Raw genomic sequence first — 18,404 nt, forward strand, 5'->3', positions numbered from 1 at the left:
GTATTTTTCTATGATGCGGAGCATTATTTTTATCTTTAAGTGCTTGCTTTAATTCTTCGACTTGTGTTTGGGTAAGTTCTTTTGTCATAATACCATTATAACGCTATTTTTGATTTTTGTTAAGTATTAAATGACTGTACTAAGAACTTGCTATTTTGGGTTTTGGGGATTTCATTGAGTATTAAAATTTATCTACATAAAAACACCTTGAAAATGCGCTTGTCATTTATTATAAATAACGAGAGCTTCTTCAAGATGTATCACAGAATATAATTTCTTTAGCTAATAGATTGCCACTACTGTCCAAAAAGCTGGATAAAATTCCTTAGTAATATCGTATTACGGTATTCAAAAATCAAAAACTCTACTAAAATTTTGTATCGTCATTTAATTGATAAATATCTCGCATCGCCCAAAAACCAATCAGAATCATTAGTAGACCAACCCAAATTTCCTTCGGAAATTGCATGATTCTTAAAAATCCAAGTACCAAGGCAATCGCTAATGCTACCAGTAAAAATACTGCCGCAATCAAATTCATAGTCCCCTTAATATTGCGAGGTGCAATAAAAATATAAAAAAGTACTAACATGATAGCAAGGATTAAATAAAACATGCTTCTTCTCCTAGAAATTATTCCTCAGTCGCTAATTTTTTCTTCTTCGCAGCCTTATCACGCTCTGCCTTGTTCAAGATTTGCTTACGAAGACGGATAGATTCCGGCGTTACTTCCATGTATTCATCATCGTTCAAGAATTCTAGTGATTCTTCAAGAGTCAAGATACGCGGTGTCTTAATTACAGACGTTTGGTCTTTGGTAGCTGAACGAACGTTGGTCATTTGTTTTGCAGTTGTGATGTTAACTGTCAAGTCATTGTCACGTGAGTTTTCACCGATAATCATTCCTTCGTACACTTCAGTACCTGGGTTTACAAAGATGGTACCACGCTCTTCAATACGCATGATAGAGTATGTCGTTGCCTTACCTTGGTCGATAGAGACAAGGGCACCACGGTGACGACCACCGATTTCACCTTGAACAACAGGCAAGTATTGGTCGAAAGTATGGTTCATGATACCGTAACCACGAGTCATTGAAAGGAATTCTGTTGAATAACCAATCAGACCACGCGCAGGCACTAGGAAAACAAGACGAGTTTGACCATTACCTGTCGCAACCATATCCAACATATCACCCTTACGCTCAGATAGGGATTGGATAACAGAACCTTGGTATTCTTCTGGAGTATCGATTTGCACGCGCTCGAATGGCTCCATTTTCACGCCGTCGATTTCCTTGATGATAACTTCTGGACGTGATACTTGAAGCTCATAGCCTTCACGACGCATGGTTTCAATCAAGATAGACAAGTGCAATTCACCACGACCTGAAACAGCCCATTTATCTGGAGAGTCAGTAGGGTCAACACGGAGAGAAACGTCCGTTTGCAACTCAGCCAAAAGGCGCTCTTCAATCTTACGAGATGTCACCCATTTACCTTCACGACCTGCAAATGGTGAGTTGTTCACCAAGAAAGTCATTTGAAGAGTTGGCTCATCGATACGAAGAACTGGAAGTGCCTCAACTGCATCTGTCGGAGTCACAGTTTCACCAACGAAGATGTCTTCCATACCAGAAACGGCAATCAAGTCACCAGCTTTTGCTTCTTGGATTTCTTTACGCTCAAGACCGAAGAAACCAAAGAGTTTTGTAACGCGGAAGTTTTTCGTTGTGCCATCTAGTTTAGAAAGGGTAACTTGGTCACCAACTTTAACAGTACCACGGAAGACACGACCGATACCGATACGACCTACGAAGTCGTTGTAGTCCAAAAGGGATACTTGGAACTGCAAAGGCTCATCTGAGTTATCCACTGGTGCAGGGATATGCTCGATGATGGTGTCGAAAATTGGTGCCATTGTTTCTTCTTGGTCTGCTGGATTGTCAGACAAAGATGAAGTACCGTTGATAGCTGATGCGTAAACCACTGGGAATTCCAACTGGTCATCATCTGCACCCAATTCGATGAAGAGTTCAAGCACTTCATCTACAACTTCTTCTGGACGAGCAGATGGTTTGTCAATCTTGTTAACAACCACGATTGGTGTCAAGTTTTGTTCAAGGGCTTTTTTCAATACGAAACGAGTCTGTGGCATAGTCCCTTCGTAAGCATCCACGACAAGCACAACACCGTCAACCATTTTCATGATACGCTCAACCTCACCACCGAAGTCCGCGTGTCCTGGTGTGTCCATGATGTTGATACGAGTACCGTTATAAGCTACGGCAGTATTTTTTGCAAGGATGGTGATACCACGCTCTTTTTCAAGGTCGTTAGAGTCCATTGCACGCTCATCAAGGTTTGTGCGCTCATCAAGCGTTTGGGATTGTTTCAATAATTCATCAACGAGGGTTGTTTTTCCGTGGTCAACGTGGGCAATAATGGCTACGTTACGGATGTCTTCTCTAAGTTTTGTCATAATATCCTCTGTATATTTTAATTTAACTAAAAAAGTATATCATAGATTGGCGTAAAAATCACAGATAATCTTGTTGTAAATGTTTTCAGATTGAAAGCAGAAGAAAAGAGATTGAAGCCAATCTCTTATAAAATGTTCTCAAAATTATTGCGAACTTCTTGTGGCCAAACGCTTGACTGCACTTCACCAATATGTTTCTTACGAAGCAAGAACATTGCCAAACGGGATTGACCGATACCACCACCAATCGAAAGTGGGAAGAGACCATTCAAAAGGGCACGATGCCAATCAAATTCCAAACGGTCCTCGTCACCTGTAATAGCAACCTGGCGCTTAAGCGCTTCTTCATCCACACGAATCCCCATTGAGGACAACTCAAAGGCTGAACCAAGTGCTTCGTTCCAAACCAAGATGTCTCCATTGAGTCCTTTGTAACCTGCTTCTGATGGGCTTGTCCAGTCATCATAGTCTGGGGCGCGTCCATCATGTGGTTTACCATCTGCAAGTTCTCCACCGATACCGATTAGGAAGACCGCGCCGTATTCTTTGGCAACCACATTCTCACGCTCTTTTGGTGTCAAGTCTGGGAAGTTCTTGACCAAATCCTCCGTGTGGATAAAGGTGATTTTCTTAGGCAAAACAGACTCAATGTCATAACGAGCTTCAACTGCCAATTCGGTCAGACGGATAGCCTTGTAAATCTGCTCCACTGTTTCTTTCAAGTAAGCTAAATTCCGACGGCCATCAGGAATAACCTTCTCCCAGTCCCATTGATCCACGTATACTGAGTGAATGGGATCCAAGGAATCCTCGTCAGGACGAAGAGCCTTCATGTGAACAAAGAGCCCTTCTCCCTCATTAAAACCGAAACGAGCCAAGGTATGACGCTTCCACTTAGCAAGTGAGTGAACCACTTCATAGGTCGCATCTGGAATCAACTTCACATTAACAGTAACCGCATTCTCCACACCGGACAAATTATCCTGCATACCATCCCCGACACGACTCAAGATCGGTCCTTGCACTTCTACGATATCTAATTTGTCTTTCAAATACTGTGTAAATGTATTTTTGACAAAAGAAATCTCCTCTTGCTGATGAATGAAGCTTTTCTTCATACCTTACCTCCTTAAATTTATACACCTTATTATACTCTTTTTTACCTACTTGTAAAGTCTTTTTATTAAATATTCTGATAATTTAATGGAGGTTTTTCACTTCGGATGTCAGTACTTCTATCACACCCTCTGTCAAGCGTCTAGGACCACGCACCGCCCTGACTCCCAAGTCCATCATGCGCGCTCTCGGCAAAACATCATCGGAAAGCTGAGCGAGCAATTCGACCTGCATCAGTTTCTTTTCTGTAGGAATGTCTGATTGTCCATGATTTTCTAAATTTGCTCCTAAGACACGACAAACATAACGAATAGCCTGTACAGGCGCCGTCACGTAGATGGCTACGATGTCCCCAGCTTGAATGGTTGATTTTTGCGGCCAATAGACTACCTTATTTTCCGCAAACTCGGTATCAATATCATAGACCTTTGGATTGGCTGGAATAACCCAGTAATCAGGCCCTTGCTCCGCCTTGTAGGATTTCGGTCCCACCAAATAACGACTTTTCTCAAGGAGGGCCAAAATCGCCTGGTCCTCCACCGTATCATCCAGCAAGACCGACACCCAGGTCTTCTTAGACATGTGATAGGCTGGGAAGATGCCCGACTGACTCAGCAACTCTGCTATTTCCCAACCTTCGACCTTGAGATTGACGATTTCCACCTGCTCTTGGTCAGCGCTCCCATCCAGTTGTCCTCGCTTGACCTGAGTCACCAAAGCGTACCACTTATTATTGAAGGGATGGCGAAAAGCACCTGTCTCAGGCGACTTGGTAAAGGGATAATCAGGTAGGTCACCCCACTTCTCCTTGATGAGCTGGGCTATGCGGTTGCTTTGGTCTTTGGAAAATGGCAGAGCGACACAACAAGCCTCCTCTACCCGATCCAAAATAGACTGATAAGCCTCACGCACCTGCCCCACAAATGCCCCAGCTGGCGCAGTCACCAGATGGGCGGTATAGACCTCCTCCATCTCACAATCCCAGACAAAGGACGACAGCTGACCTGCCTCATCAACCTCCACCACCGCCTCAAACTGCCCCTCCATGAACACCTCACGGTAGATGTAACGATTGTTGGAGAGGATAAAACCGAAAGGGATGAGAGAGGGGAGGTTGATTTGGTAAGAATTAGTTTTGTTCATTACTCTACTCCCCGTCATTCTTTTCTAGAAAACAATGGAATTACATTATCAAACGTATCTAATTGAAGCAAATACTTATCAAAAAATTTCACATCAAATGAAAATAATTGACTGATAAAATTCTTTGATACTCTCTGATTTCGTTCAATATCTGACAGAGTTAAAAGATTGTTTGAAAGGATGACATCTAAGATACTTCTGATTTTACTTGGTTTCTTTAAGGGAATTTCCAAATCTAGTGGCTCAACTACTTTATATCCTTTTTTTGAAATCTGCCGATAGAAATAAGAATTTTGCTGTGGAGTCAGTAAGCCAAGCTTGTAAGCTCTATATTCAAGCGCTTGAATTGAGACACCAAAACGTTTTTTTAACAAGATATATTGATCAGGATTGCTGACACGCTTACCTACAATATTCACAAAATCCATTAAAAATTGTTTCCTAGGTAACAGGAAATAGGATGCAAATTGATTGGCTTCTGTCTCTTTTTCCTCTAATTCTTCTTTTGACAGTTCCTCAAAATCTACTTGGTTGTGCAAGAGTAGATGCCCTAGTTCATGTGCTAAATCAAAATTACGTCGTACCGCTGATTTTCCCAGCCCCAAAACGATAAAAGGTCGACCATTACGTGACCAAGCACTATAGGCATCCGCATTCCCATTGATTAATCTCTCTGAAATGTATATCCCAGATTTTTCTAAACTATAGAGGAGATTGGCATTGTCAACTGATACTGCCAATACCTCTCTAGCATGATCAGCAATAAATTCAAGTGATTCATGTTGCTGAAGTCTTTGCTCAATACTATCAACTAACTGGTAAATTATTTGATTAGGAATGGATACAAAGTTCTCCAAATAATCTATCATTTGATTCATTTTTTCCAAATATACCATTTGGATATGGATAGTTTTTTTGGCCTCAAGGTCTGCATTCCGAAAGGCAATGCGACTTAGTGAGAATGAACCATTCTTATCAACAGCATCAAAATAGTCAACTTCAACCTGAAAAAAACGAGCCATTGCTATCTTATTTTTCATTTTTGGAAGTGTAACTCCTGTTTCAAATTGCCAAATAGCCTGTTCGGTCACTTCAAGCTCTCTTGCCAAATCTGCACGTGTAAGGCCATTCAGAAGTCGTAATTCTTCCAGTCTTGAACCATTGAACATTTTTTTGCCTTTCTAAGCTTCTTTTTCTGAAGCGAGACGTGGTATAATCTCAAAATCAGCTACATCATCAATCTCTGATAAGCCTTGTAACTCTTGATATTTTTCATCGTTAAAATCGACATTACTTGTAGAAATAAATGTTGATAAATTTTGAATTTCAATCAATTTCCCAGTTCTTGAATCAGGCATGATTACTTGAATATTCGTCAAGTGATGTAATTCATCAGCCTGATATGTGATAAAGAAAAAATTATTGATAGATTGTTCAGACCGATTCAAAAGTTCAAATAATTTGTCATCAAATAATTCCATCTGAACAGGGAAAAGCGTACCTTCATCTGTATTCCTTGAAAGATTTTCTAGGTAACTTGTATTAATTTGAGCATAGTCAAATAAATAGCCCTTTCCACTTTTTACTGCTGTTGGAAAAACCTGTCGCAAGCGAGTAAGACCTTTTAAAACAAAACATACACGTCCTAATAGTTGATTTTCTGAGTTAAATTCTAAAAATTCCCAAGATTGACCCGCATGTTTTAATTCAAATGTATCAATAAAGGTTAAGTCCGCAACCGCAAGTGCATCATCGATATGGTTCGCTTTAGTCCAAGCATAACCCGCAGAAACATGCATTGTTCTTCTCTTTTCAATTCGTTCATCAAGATATGACTTGTATCCCTTCAATATAGCATCTACAATAGATTGACTTTGATCGGGAGTAAACACTTCTTTTTCCATATGCACCTCCATTTTTCATTATTTTATCATATTTTTATATAAAATATTAAATTTTACTACAAATATGACTATTTTTTTAAAGAAAAATCTAAACAGTACAATTCGGACTTTTTTATTTAATATTTGAATTCTCAAATTTTTCAAGCAACTCCTCAGCGATAGCTTGGCTTTCCAACCTTAGCAAACTAGCTTTGTCATCCGACTGATATGTAAAGGGGGACAAATTGCCATACCAAACGAGATTACTATCTAAGATAACTGCGGTCGTACCAATCCTTTCTGGTACAAGCTTCACCTTTACATTGTTACTGTTTACCCCTGTTAGCCACTCGCTTAGCTTATAGTTTTTGGAGGCATGAATAACAACTGGTTTTCCTCGGAGCAGTCCCAATAGTTCCTGAATCTTACTAGAAGTGAACGAATGCAATTGTAAATAGACTGTTGATCGTGTGTTCCGCAAATCCTCTCTAAATTTCTCCTCGTAGTCCCTACCACTGAATAATACTTGGGTTTGCTCCTTTTCTCCAACTTGGTAAGCCATTTTTCGATAGGCTATCTGACGTTTCTGGTACATTTTTTCGAGATAAGGAACGTGTATATCTAGATAATCGACTATTCTCACCTCAGTTTTGCCTTGATAGGGACGGTGAAGCCGCCCTGCATACTGTATGAGGTTATTTTTCCAAGACAAAGGAGCTGCCAAGATTAATGTATCCAACTTTGGCATATCAAAACCCTCGCCAATATATTTTCCTGTTGAAACGAGGACAAAGGGACTATTCTCATCTAGCTCACCGATTCTTTTCAGGAGTTCTTTCGTATCTCGTCTTTTACTCGCTCCACTCAGACAAAATATGTTGGTCATCTCTTTTTCAATAAGTAGATTTTCCAATAGTTCTATATGTTCCCGTCGATTGACCAAGACAAGGATGTTTCGTTTTTCTTGATATAGTTTGAAAATATCTTGCACAATCAAAGTATTGCGATGTAAATCTTTGGCAAGCCAATCATTAAGGGCTGCAAAGTTCATACTATTCGACTGTTCCAAATCTAACTTTCCAAAAGATGTTAAACGGAGTAGCAATCTCTTTTCAAACTCATATTGTTCAGATTGAGCAGTATGTAAAATTGGGCCAATACGTTGAAAGACAATCGGTTGATGTCCATTTTTACGCTCTGGCGTTGCTGTTAAACCATATAGATATTGACCAGCAAATTGAGCAACTACTTTTTCAAACTGCAATGCTGTCACATGGTGGCATTCATCCACAATCATCATATCGTAATCCGACAAAAAGTCAGAAATAGTGTCCAATTGAAAGAGAGATTGAATCATAACCACATCTACCAGTTTACTCCTCCATTTTTTAGAAGCCCCATATTGCCCAATATGCCCTATTACTTTTACACGCCCTGAAGGAGTATAGCGAACCGCCTCTTCCTCTTCAATCTCTAAAAATTCATCCAACCTTTCCAACCACTGCTCCATCAGTTGACGATTATGAACTAAGATAAGCGTTCGGCATTTCCTTTGTGCAATCAAGGCTGCCCCCAGAACAGTCTTCCCAAAACCTGTTTCGGCACATAGCAGGCCATTCTCACTAGCTAATAAATCTGCCAAAGCAAGTTCCTGCTCAAAACGTAACATCCCTTTGAAAGAAATCTGAATCGGAGATAAATTGTTACGATTGTCCCTAACAGTTACTGTTTCGAATATTTCTTGTAACCTAGCAAGAATTCCTCTTGGGAGATGCAAGGCGTCGTCCGTTTCTTCAAATAAATAGATACGTTCTGGAGTCTGATAGGTTGGTTGTCTGGTCGCTTGTTTTAGATAAAATTCAGGATTAGGAAAAGATGCCAGCTTTCTCAATAAGTAATTTGTCTTTGAAGAAATCGTCCTCTTCTCAACTCGAATAACATTTGATAGGCTACAATCCAACACTGTATCATCTACAGAATCCGAAAACTCCTGTCCTAAGAAATCTAGAATTTTCTTCTGCCCAATCTTTTGAACCTGTTGAAGATAACTCCATTGTTCCAAATAGGGCTGAAAATGTTTATCAACAAAAACGGTTCTTCCCTTCTTGAAAGCTTCCCCTTGTAAGGGCAGAGCAATAAGATTACCAAATCCTCCCTTGGGTAGAATATCTTGATTTGGAAACATACGGTCAAATGAAGAAAAGCGAATATCTTTTGACTCCTGCATAGCCAATTCCAGCAATCGTTTCCCAACATTTCTCGCCTGCTGACAAGCAATTTCTTCCTCGAAGAAAAACCAGAGGTGAGCACCATTGCCAGAACGAGAGATTTCAATATGACCCTCAAAACCATACTTTTCTGCTATATCTCGTAGAATGGATACCTCTTCTCTCCAATTCTTTTTATCAAAATCAATCGCCAAAAATGAACACGTATCTTCTAGACTCATTGAAAAAATGCCAATACTCATTTCACCACGTAGGTGGGCCAATAACACCTGTTTGGTCAAGGGTTGACAAGTTCTCTTTTCAACAGGAAGGTTTTTCCAACCATAGTTGTAAGAAGGAAAATAGTTGATTTTCCCATTTTCATCAATATAGGATTTCGCATAGACATCCAAACGTCCCTTAAATAGACTGAGCAGAATGGAGAGTTTTTCATCGGTACTTAGTTGATGTTTTTGTTCTTCAAAGTAATCGTGTAAATGCTTATCACTAATCAGAAATTGCTGATTGCTATCTTGAAACTGCAATAAATTCAGAATCTTATCGGTAGCATAATAGGGAAAACGAGCAAGATGCTTTGCAACCTTACCCGTTGATTTTTCGTAATAATAGGACATATGATTTCTCCAAATTACCTAACGAGCTTATCAACGAAAAGTCAAAAGCCCAAGTATTCACTGGTCTATTTTCGAATTGAAAACTATCCTGTCTTTATTGATATTCATCTATCCCCAACTCTTCATACATCCTCTCGCTCGATAAATCATTCTGTCCGTTCAAGAGGAGATTTTCAAAGAAGGCAGTTAAAAAATCTGAGCGTTTATTGACTAACTTAGCATTGTCAAGTACAAGGGCATCTCGAAAGTATTTGGCATGTTTTTGAAAAGGTTCATTATCAATGTCGAATCCAAGTGAGCGAAGGTATTTGATAAGAAATACAGTGATTGTTCGAGTGTTCCCTTCACGGAATGGGTGGATCTGCCAGATACCTGAGATAAAGGATTGGATATGAGCAACAATGGCTTGTTTATCTAAGCCAGCATAAGAAAAATCTTTTTCTTGCTGGAAATCATAGTCCAAAGTGGCAGCAATCAATGAAAAATCCGAATAGATTACAGTATCACCCTCTAAGACTAATTCATTTTTTGTAATGTTAACCGTTCGATATTCACCTACTGGAATATTGCTGTCAAAAACACTTTGAAAGAGCTCTTTGTGGATATGTAAGAGAGTGGTTGGTCGGAGGCTAAAACCATTTTGGGAGAGCATTTCAACAATTCGGAGAGAGACAATATCTGCCTCTTGCGTACTGGCGTCAGTTGACTGGTGGTATTTCGTAATTTCCTCATACACCTGTTCATAGGTGTATTCTCCACGAGCTTGCCTATCCGCCAACTCTTTCATATAAATGGACGGAGTCAACCCGTCCACTTTTTGAAGACCAAAACCTGTTTCCCAGAGCTCCTGCTTGGCTTCGTAGGAAAGATTAGGATTATCAATGTTGTAAGTTGGTTGCATAGACTCCTCCTGTTTGAATTTCTAGCCTTATTATACCACAAAACCCAGCCTTTTTAGGCTGGGGATTTGTTTATATAGCATTTCATCAAGTACGGCTACTTCAACTAATCAATAGGTCTGGCATAGTTATCAAATTCATTGCATACACCGCTCTGAACTCGTTGGTCTGCCCATCAATTCACCAACACCTGAGAAGAATTCTGCAATGGCAAACTTCCCCTGCTGGCGTGAACTTACAGAATTTGTCATGTAAGCACCTGTTTTCTAGTTAAATTTCACTATATTTTTGTTCTAGTCCGCCTCTTATAGTTCTTATCTATGAACTCTAATATTTCTAAAATATCATAAATTAACTGTGAACTCTCCCGCGTCAAACATAACTTACTTTGAATCAACTTCAACGATTCGTAAATATAATCTAATTTATACAACTCTTTATATAAACCTATAATTTTTAAACACTGATTTGATAATTCTTTTTCTGAATCTGTCAAATCATTGTTAACAACAATAGCTCCCATCTTATTTCTATAAAATAATCGCTGAAACTTTGAACTTGTTGGGTCCAATTCACCCGGAAGTTCAGTTTCATTTTTTGTTGTATTACAAATCGAACAACTCAAGGCTAAGTTATTATAGTCATCTTCTAGTTCTGGATAACTATTCCGACTCTTAACATGTTCAATATGAAAAACTTCTCCACCATATGTAGAGGAACTCCATCCACAATAGATACATTTTTCATGAAAATCTTCCTGTAGATGATGCTTTAAAGTAGCACGTTGTGAAAAAACTGAATATTTTTCGATAACATTTTTCCTTCTCACTGGAAGACTAACAAAAGCTCTATAGTCTTTTTTATATAAATCTCTAACGTATACCACGAACTCTCCTAACTCAATCTATCCCAGCATAGCTATCTATAATACTATAAGCCTTCTTGATTAATTCACTTAACTCAGAGGAATTCGGTGATTCAACTCTGGGGTGTCGACATATAGAAAACTGGTTCCCTATTTCAATTTCATTATTCATCACTTCAATGGAAAAATAATCATCGTCTTTCAAGCCTTTATTCACTCTCTCTAATGTATTTATATTTTGCAATCCTTGTTGTATTTGATTATCCATATATTCTAACATATCTGCAATGACTTCAAATGCTACCCTATCATCCTTAGGAAAAGATTTTTCAACATCTGGATTAATTCTAACATCATCTATATGAGAAGTATATATACATAATGGATACGTCGGATTCTGTCGCTTGATTTTTTTCCAAAGCTCAGTAGCATCTGCATAGATTCCGCTTCCAGATAGTTCATAATCCAGAATAATACCTACACCATTTTTTATTTCTAATTCACTTAAGAATTCTTCTTCTGTGCCCTTAAGATGTAAAAACTCAACCTCGTATCCTTTTTTACTGAACTCCTCTAATAATTCATGCATACTATATGCCGAGGCTTCATCATCGTCAATATAATAAATAATTTTTTCTACTGACATACTATTTATTTCCTCCTCTAAGCACTATTTTCATTCTAAAACCTCGTTCCCCAATTCTAGATAGTATTTCTTTACTACCTTTTAACTTACTTACAACAGAAGACAGTATCCACATCCCCATACCGGTTCCATTCGATTTATACGGATATTTTTTATAAGGTTCAAAAATCTTATCCACATTATCAATTTCTCTACTCAAACCTTGTCCAGTATCTTCATATAATATTTCAACTGTTTTTTCATTAATCATTGACATAGTAATATTAATTACCCTATCTCTGATTTTTCCTTCTTTAAAACTCTTATAAGAATTTGTAATTAAATTTAAAAAAATACTATCCAACTGTGTTCGACTAGCCTGAACATAAATGTTTCTTATATCATCTGATAGTAAGTCCAATTCTGCCTTACCATTAATTAGGTATTTGTATTCATTAACATTGTCTCTAACAGAACTATCCCACCACATATAAGTTTTAAAAATATAATCGGCTAAGTTAATTCTCTCTGTTTTATCCCTGGTAGGGTTATTGACACTACTATCTATGAATCCTAGTATATTTGCGGTCTTATCTATTACAACATTTGATAACTTATAGAGATTATAAGGTACTTTAAATTTTTGAAAATCAAAACAAAATTGCTTAGAATAATGATTTCCTATATCTTCCAATGTACGTGGCAAATTCTTAAAAAACTTCTTATCATTTTTTATTTGATGAGCAAAAGTTGACATTACAATCCCTTGAGTTGCCATTGTTCTTAACGTATCACTCTCAGTTACTAATGCACTATTTTCTTCTTCCGTGGTATCTTGTAATGAATACAACTCAAACAAGGTTTCTGGTTTAGAATATAAGTTTTTAAACTCTTTATCTTCAAACAACTTCTCTCTATTACCTTCGTGCTTTTTGATAAGCTTATCCAGTTTTCTTTTTGTCTTTTTACCAGCTTCACTATAATACTTCACATCTGCCTTTTCTTTTAAGAAATCATTATAGAGAGCGACTAATTCTGAGCGTATAGAAGAAAAGTCTTTTACAATTCTGAGAAGAACATTGGATAAATAAGTAAATTCTTTACTTTTCTTGATTCCCTCACGGTTAGATTGATCCTCAAAGCCACCATTTTTTTCTTTAGTAATATTTACATACCCACTTAATTGATTGGCCTGCATTAAATAATTACTACGACCAACTCCCGCTGGGTTTGTTACACGTATACTTTCAATTCCTAACCAATCAAATCCGATAGTATCTATTTCACCGTAAGGCCTGATTCTGAAACCATCGCGATACAACAGAATTCCTGGTTCTATTTCAATAGAATTAGTTGTGATTTTGCCCTTTATAAACGGATAATTAGTACCTACTCCCTTCTTTTTTGTAAAATAGAATGCACCATCAAAATCTCCTATTGAAGTATTAGGAACATCATTAGGGATATATTCCGAAATTTTATATTCCTTACTAAAATAATATCTCTCTCTTCTTTTTCCATTTTCATCTACTATATAAGGTTTTAATTCATTAAATTTAGCTATAACAAAATCAGGAGGAAATTGGCTAATATCTATTTCATCAAGGTATCCTTCAAGAAGTAACATATCACTGTCATCTGAATAACTAAATATAATTTCAGCATCCGTTGATATATCGGTTATTGATGGCTCTATACTTTCTTCTTCACCTAAATAATTTAGCTTTATTTGGAAATCACCAGATTTTTCAAGTTTTAAAGGATTCTTTAATTTATTTAACGTTTGTTTCAAAAAATAGTAATTTGTCCCAACTAATAATCTATCAGATAAAAGCCAATCATCATTAAGTTCTTCAGCAATCAAAATTGTTCCTCTAGACTCAACATTATTAAGATTTCTATTTAAAAACTCTAATGAAAATTCTTTCAATGTCAGTTCTTCAACATTAACCTTAATAGTATCTAGAGGTTCGCCAGTTGAAAACAAACTCCAATCTATCACAAATTTATAGGCCGTTTCTCCATTTGATGTAATAACAGTTGTTCTATTTCCTAAACGCCCAAGAGATAGCCTACCAATCCCCATTGAACCATTCATAGTACGTTCTAAATTTTGATAATTCACTAGTGTAGTATATGTTTTGTCATCTGTACCTAAAGTGAAAAATACATCAACAATCTTCTCTAAGCCCATTCCTCTCCCATAGTCAACGATTTCTATTGATGTTGCGAGAATATCTTCTTTTTTATCATCAGTCCTCTTTTCGCCTATAAAGCGTATATCTACCCTAGGAGAAAAAGCATCATAACTATTCTTTACAAGTTCCAGTATAGCACTACGATAATCGAGTACATTATCTCTACCTAAGAGATTGACAGTTCTTGTTGTCGATTTAAAACTTACTTCTACCATAAATTCCCTCTTTCTATTTTTACAGGGTAACTTCTTACATCGTTAACTGATATTCTAATTGATCGTCCGCTTGCATTAATCGCCCTAGATTCAATATAATTATAAAAATCTTTGGATTCCAATATTTCTTTTGCAATTTCTAATCCAACATTTCTTTTAGGGACAATATAAAAACCTGAATACGGTATAGTATCTGCATCTAACTCATATACTTTAACTGATTCTGTTATCACAGAAGAAATCATTAATTTTGGTTGATTAAAAAATCTCAGCCCTTGAGACCTTCCATACTCAAACCATTCTCCATCGGCTTTTCTATTTTTTAAGATATCTCTATGCTTTTTTAGATATTTAGTCACTAATGGAAAGCTATCTGTAAATTCATTTGGTAAGTATTTTTTTAGTGTATCACCTTCATATGTATAAGGAAAAATTATCCTTTCAGCTGCTTGATTTGCAAGTTTTCTAGGACTTGCTGCAGGTCTAATAACTTCCTCTTCTAATTCTACCTCATCTGGCACAATGAAAACTTTATTTGCTAGTGTTGCTACACTATTTGCAATTTTAAATAAATCTCCAAAAAGTATTCGGTTCTCATTTAGATATGCATTATATTCTACAAAATACCACTTATCTTGCAATCTTTCTTTATCAATTTGTAAGTTCCTTTTATTGTCAATATCTACATAATCTATAATTGATCTATATTCAGTGTTATCTAATATAATAATTGATGATGATGTTAGTACTTTTCCAAATATATGAGTATGTTTGTAATCTATGATTTTAATAATATTATTTATCATTATTTTTCTTAGGTTAGCTGCAAAGACATTTTTAAATATGCTGTTAGGAATTAAATAAGCCATCTTTCCATTTTTAGTTGCTAAATTATTTAAACTCTTTTCTATGAAGGCATAACAATAATCAAATTTCCCTCTACTGCATGAGGTAAAACTCTGTCTTAAATAATTACGATTATCTATTGTTAATTCTTGGTAAGTTATATATGGTGGATTACCAATAATAAAATCAAATTTCTTGTATAGATCTGATTTCAGATAATCTTCATTGCGTATATCCCACTTAACATTAAATATACCAAATTCTTCCATAGCTTTATTAAGACGATTTATACATTTTTTTATTACATCTTTATCTACTTCAAAGGCAACAAAAAAATTTTCTAAATCAGATTTTAGCACACTTAAATCATATCCACTATTGATTCCTTCACTAACATAACGTTTCACAGCCTGTAATAAAATATTGCCGTCACCTACAGAATTTTCTAGAAAATTTTTCTTTAGAATATCTTCTCCAAAATATCCTGCTTCATCTAGCATCATATCAACGTACTGCATGGGAGTAAAAACTTGAAATTTTTTCATTAATTCGCACTATTTCTCTAATTTTTTATTACCTCCATTATACCACAAAACCCAGCCTTTTTAGGCTGGGCATTTTACCATATTCTACCTACTTAACCAGTTTTTTCATTTCTGCGATACGCTCTTGTGTCGCATCATATTTTGCTTGGTAGTCGGCTTGTTTTTCTTTTTCTTTTTCAACGACTTCTGGTTTGGCATTGGCGATGAAGCGTTCGTTGCTGAGTTTTTTGCCGACCATGTCTAGTTCTTTTTGCCACTTTGCGAGTTCTTTGTCTAGACGAGCTAACTCTTCTTCTACGTTGAGGAGGTCGGCGAGTGGCAAGAAGATTTCAGCACCGGTGATAACGGCTGACATGGCTAATTCTGGTGCAGCCATGCTTGAGCTGATTTCCAGATGTTCTGGATTTGTAAAGCGTCGGATGTAGTTTTCATTTGCCTTGAAGAAGGTTTCAAGTTCAGCATCCGCCGTCTTAATCAAGATAGTAATCGGCTTAGAAGGAGCAACATTCACTTCTGCTCTGCTATTTCGCACCGAACGAATCAGATCCTTGAGGCTTTCCACTCCCTTGTGGGCTTCCGCATTGTCAAAGGCTGGATTGACAACAGGGTAGGCCGCCACCACGATTGAGCCTTCTGCGTACTGGGCGAAGATCTCTTCCGTCACAAACGGCATGATTGGGTGGAGGAGGCGAAGGATTTGGTCCAGCGTGTAGAGAAGGACAGAGCGAGTCATGACTTTCTCAGCCTCGTTATCGCTGTAGAGCACTTCCTTGGTCAGCTCGACATACCAGTTGGCGAACTCTTCCCAGATGAAGTTGTAGAGGATGTGACCAGCCACACCAAACTCGAACTTGTCGAAGTTTTCAGTGACCTTGGCAATGGTTTCGTTGAGGTTGTGGAGAATCCAGCGGTCCGTCACGTTGCCAGCCTCACCAGCTGCCACCTTGGCAACATTCTCACGTGCCACATCCAAGGTCAACCCTTCATTGTTCATGAGGATATAGCGGGAAATGTTCCAAATCTTGTTGATGAAGTTCCAAGAAGCATCCATTTTCTCATAAGAGAAGCGAACATCTTGGCCAGGGGCAGAGCCGTTTGACAGGAACCAACGCAAAGCGTCCGCACCGTATTTCTCGATGACATCCATTGGGTCGATACCATTTCCAAGCGACTTGGACATCTTGCGACCTTCTTCATCACGGATCAAACCGTGAATCAACACGTTCTTGAATGGCTGACGGCCTGTGAACTCAAGCGATTGGAAAATCATCCGCGACACCCAGAAGAAGATGATGTCGTAGCCCGTTACCAAGGTTGAAGTTGGGAAGTAACGCTGAAAGTCCGCCGCGTTTTCATCAGGCCAGCCCATGGTTGAGAATGGCCAAAGGGCAGAGCTGAACCAGGTGTCTAGAACATCCTCATCCTGTACCCAACCGTCACCTGTTGGAGCCTCTTCTCCGACGTACATTTCGCCAGATTCGTTATACCATGCTGGAATCTGATGCCCCCACCAAAGCTGACGCGAGATAACCCAGTCGTGTACATTTTCCATCCATTGTAGGAAGGTATCGTTGAAACGTGGTGGGTAAAATCCTACCTTATCAGCTGTGTCTTGGTTAGCAATGGCATTCTTAGCCAATTGGTCCATTTTAACAAACCACTGGGTTGACAAGCGTGGCTCAACCACCACACCTGTACGCTCCGAGTGACCGACAGAATGCACACGGTTTTCAATTTCAACAAGGGCACCCAGTTCTTGCAACTTAGCAACCGTTGCTTTACGGGCTTCAAAGCGGTCCATACCTGCAAATTCGCCTGCCAACTCGTTCATAGTACCGTCGTCGTTCATAACGTTGACTTGTGGCAGATTGTGGCGTTGTCCAACGAGGAAGTCATTCGGATCGTGGGCAGGTGTGATTTTCACAACCCCCGTACCAAATTCTGGGTCTGCGTGTTCATCGGCAACGATTGGGATTGGCTTGTTGACGATTGGCAGGATAACGTTTTTGCCAATCAAGTCCTTGTAACGTGGGTCTTCTGGGTTAACCGCCACCGCAACGTCACCGAACATGGTTTCAGGACGGGTTGTCGCAACTTGAAGAGCACGAGAGCCGTCTTCCAACATGTAATTCATGTGGTAAAAAGCACCTTCTACATCCTTGTGAATAACTTCAATATCAGAAAGGGCTGTGCGAGCTGCTGGGTCCCAGTTGATGATAAATTCGCCACGGTAAATCCAGCCTTTTTTATAGAGTTCTACAAAGACCTTGCGAACAGCTTTCGACAAGCCTTCATCCAGCGTGAAGCGGTCACGTTGGTAGTCCAAAGACAGACCCAACTTGCCCCACTGCTCACGGATGGTCGCTGCATACTCATCCTTCCATTCCCAGACTTTTTCAAGGAATTTTTCACGACCCAAGTCATAACGGGTCACGCCTTGCTCCCGCAAGCGCTCCTCAACTTTAGCCTGTGTGGCAATCCCCGCATGGTCCATACCTGGAAGCCAGAGGGTGTCAAAGCCCTGCATGCGTTTTTGACGGATGATGATGTCTTGAAGGGTGGTATCCCAAGCGTGTCCCAAGTGCAACTTACCAGTTACGTTTGGCGGCGGAATGACGATAGAATAAGGCTTTGCCGCCGCATCGCCTGACGGCTTAAAGACATCTTGGTCCAACCAAGTTTGGTAACGACCAGCCTCAACCTCGGCTGGATTGTATTTTGGTGATAATTCTTTTGACATTATTTT

13 protein-coding genes are annotated in these 18,404 nt (G+C 38.5%); all 13 read right to left on the reverse strand.

The features are described from left to right. Positions 1-367: 367 nt before the first annotated feature. A complete protein-coding gene (locus ODU45_RS07105; protein WP_004194480.1) occupies positions 368-616 on the reverse strand; it encodes a DUF3165 family protein in 249 nt (82 codons plus the stop codon). A 17-nt stretch (positions 617-633) separates the two neighbouring features. Beyond that, entirely contained in the window at positions 634-2,481 is a 1,848-nt protein-coding gene (typA, locus tag ODU45_RS07110; protein WP_398581032.1) for a translational GTPase TypA, read from the reverse strand. A 125-nt stretch (positions 2,482-2,606) separates the two neighbouring features. Next, positions 2,607-3,599, reverse strand: a complete 993-nt coding sequence (asnA, locus tag ODU45_RS07115) for an aspartate--ammonia ligase (protein ID WP_398581033.1) — start codon at positions 3,597-3,599, stop codon at positions 2,607-2,609. 82 nt (positions 3,600-3,681) lie between these two features. Next, the gene (locus ODU45_RS07120) at positions 3,682-4,740 is read right to left on the reverse strand and encodes an MmcQ/YjbR family DNA-binding protein (protein WP_398581034.1); all 1,059 of its coding nucleotides are present in this window, start codon (positions 4,738-4,740) and stop codon (positions 3,682-3,684) included. 14 nt (positions 4,741-4,754) lie between these two features. After that, complete coding sequence (locus ODU45_RS07125; protein ID WP_398581035.1) at positions 4,755-5,909, reverse strand: XRE family transcriptional regulator; 1,155 nt, start codon at positions 5,907-5,909, stop codon at positions 4,755-4,757. A gap of 12 nt (positions 5,910-5,921) precedes the next feature. After that, a complete protein-coding gene (locus ODU45_RS07130; protein WP_398581036.1) occupies positions 5,922-6,644 on the reverse strand; it encodes a hypothetical protein in 723 nt (240 codons plus the stop codon). A 112-nt stretch (positions 6,645-6,756) separates the two neighbouring features. Further along, the gene (locus tag ODU45_RS07135; protein ID WP_398581037.1) at positions 6,757-9,465 is read right to left on the reverse strand and encodes a TOTE conflict system archaeo-eukaryotic primase domain-containing protein; all 2,709 of its coding nucleotides are present in this window, start codon (positions 9,463-9,465) and stop codon (positions 6,757-6,759) included. A gap of 94 nt (positions 9,466-9,559) precedes the next feature. Continuing rightward, on the reverse strand, positions 9,560-10,366 hold the full coding sequence (locus ODU45_RS07140) for a Fic family protein (protein WP_398581038.1): 807 nt from the start codon (positions 10,364-10,366) through the stop codon (positions 9,560-9,562). A gap of 278 nt (positions 10,367-10,644) precedes the next feature. Further along, on the reverse strand, positions 10,645-11,250 hold the full coding sequence (locus tag ODU45_RS07145) for an HNH endonuclease (protein ID WP_398581039.1): 606 nt from the start codon (positions 11,248-11,250) through the stop codon (positions 10,645-10,647). A gap of 13 nt (positions 11,251-11,263) precedes the next feature. Beyond that, positions 11,264-11,875, reverse strand: a complete 612-nt coding sequence (locus ODU45_RS07150) for a hypothetical protein (RefSeq protein ID WP_114866251.1) — start codon at positions 11,873-11,875, stop codon at positions 11,264-11,266. Position 11,876: 1 nt separating this feature from the next. Further along, entirely contained in the window at positions 11,877-14,267 is a 2,391-nt protein-coding gene (locus ODU45_RS07155) for a sensor histidine kinase (protein ID WP_114866250.1), read from the reverse strand. Next, positions 14,261-15,658 (reverse strand): Eco57I restriction-modification methylase domain-containing protein, encoded by a 1,398-nt coding sequence (locus ODU45_RS07160; RefSeq protein ID WP_398581040.1) that lies wholly within the window; start codon positions 15,656-15,658, stop codon positions 14,261-14,263. Before ODU45_RS07160 ends, ODU45_RS07155 begins: the two co-directional genes overlap by 7 nt. 88 nt (positions 15,659-15,746) lie before the next feature. Beyond that, positions 15,747-18,398, reverse strand: a complete 2,652-nt coding sequence (locus tag ODU45_RS07165) for a valine--tRNA ligase (RefSeq protein ID WP_398581041.1) — start codon at positions 18,396-18,398, stop codon at positions 15,747-15,749. Positions 18,399-18,404: the final 6 nt, after the last annotated feature.

The organism is Streptococcus sp. 2022WUSS135, from assembly GCF_044427045.1.
Classification (GTDB): Bacteria; Bacillota; Bacilli; order Lactobacillales; family Streptococcaceae; genus Streptococcus; species Streptococcus hashimotonensis.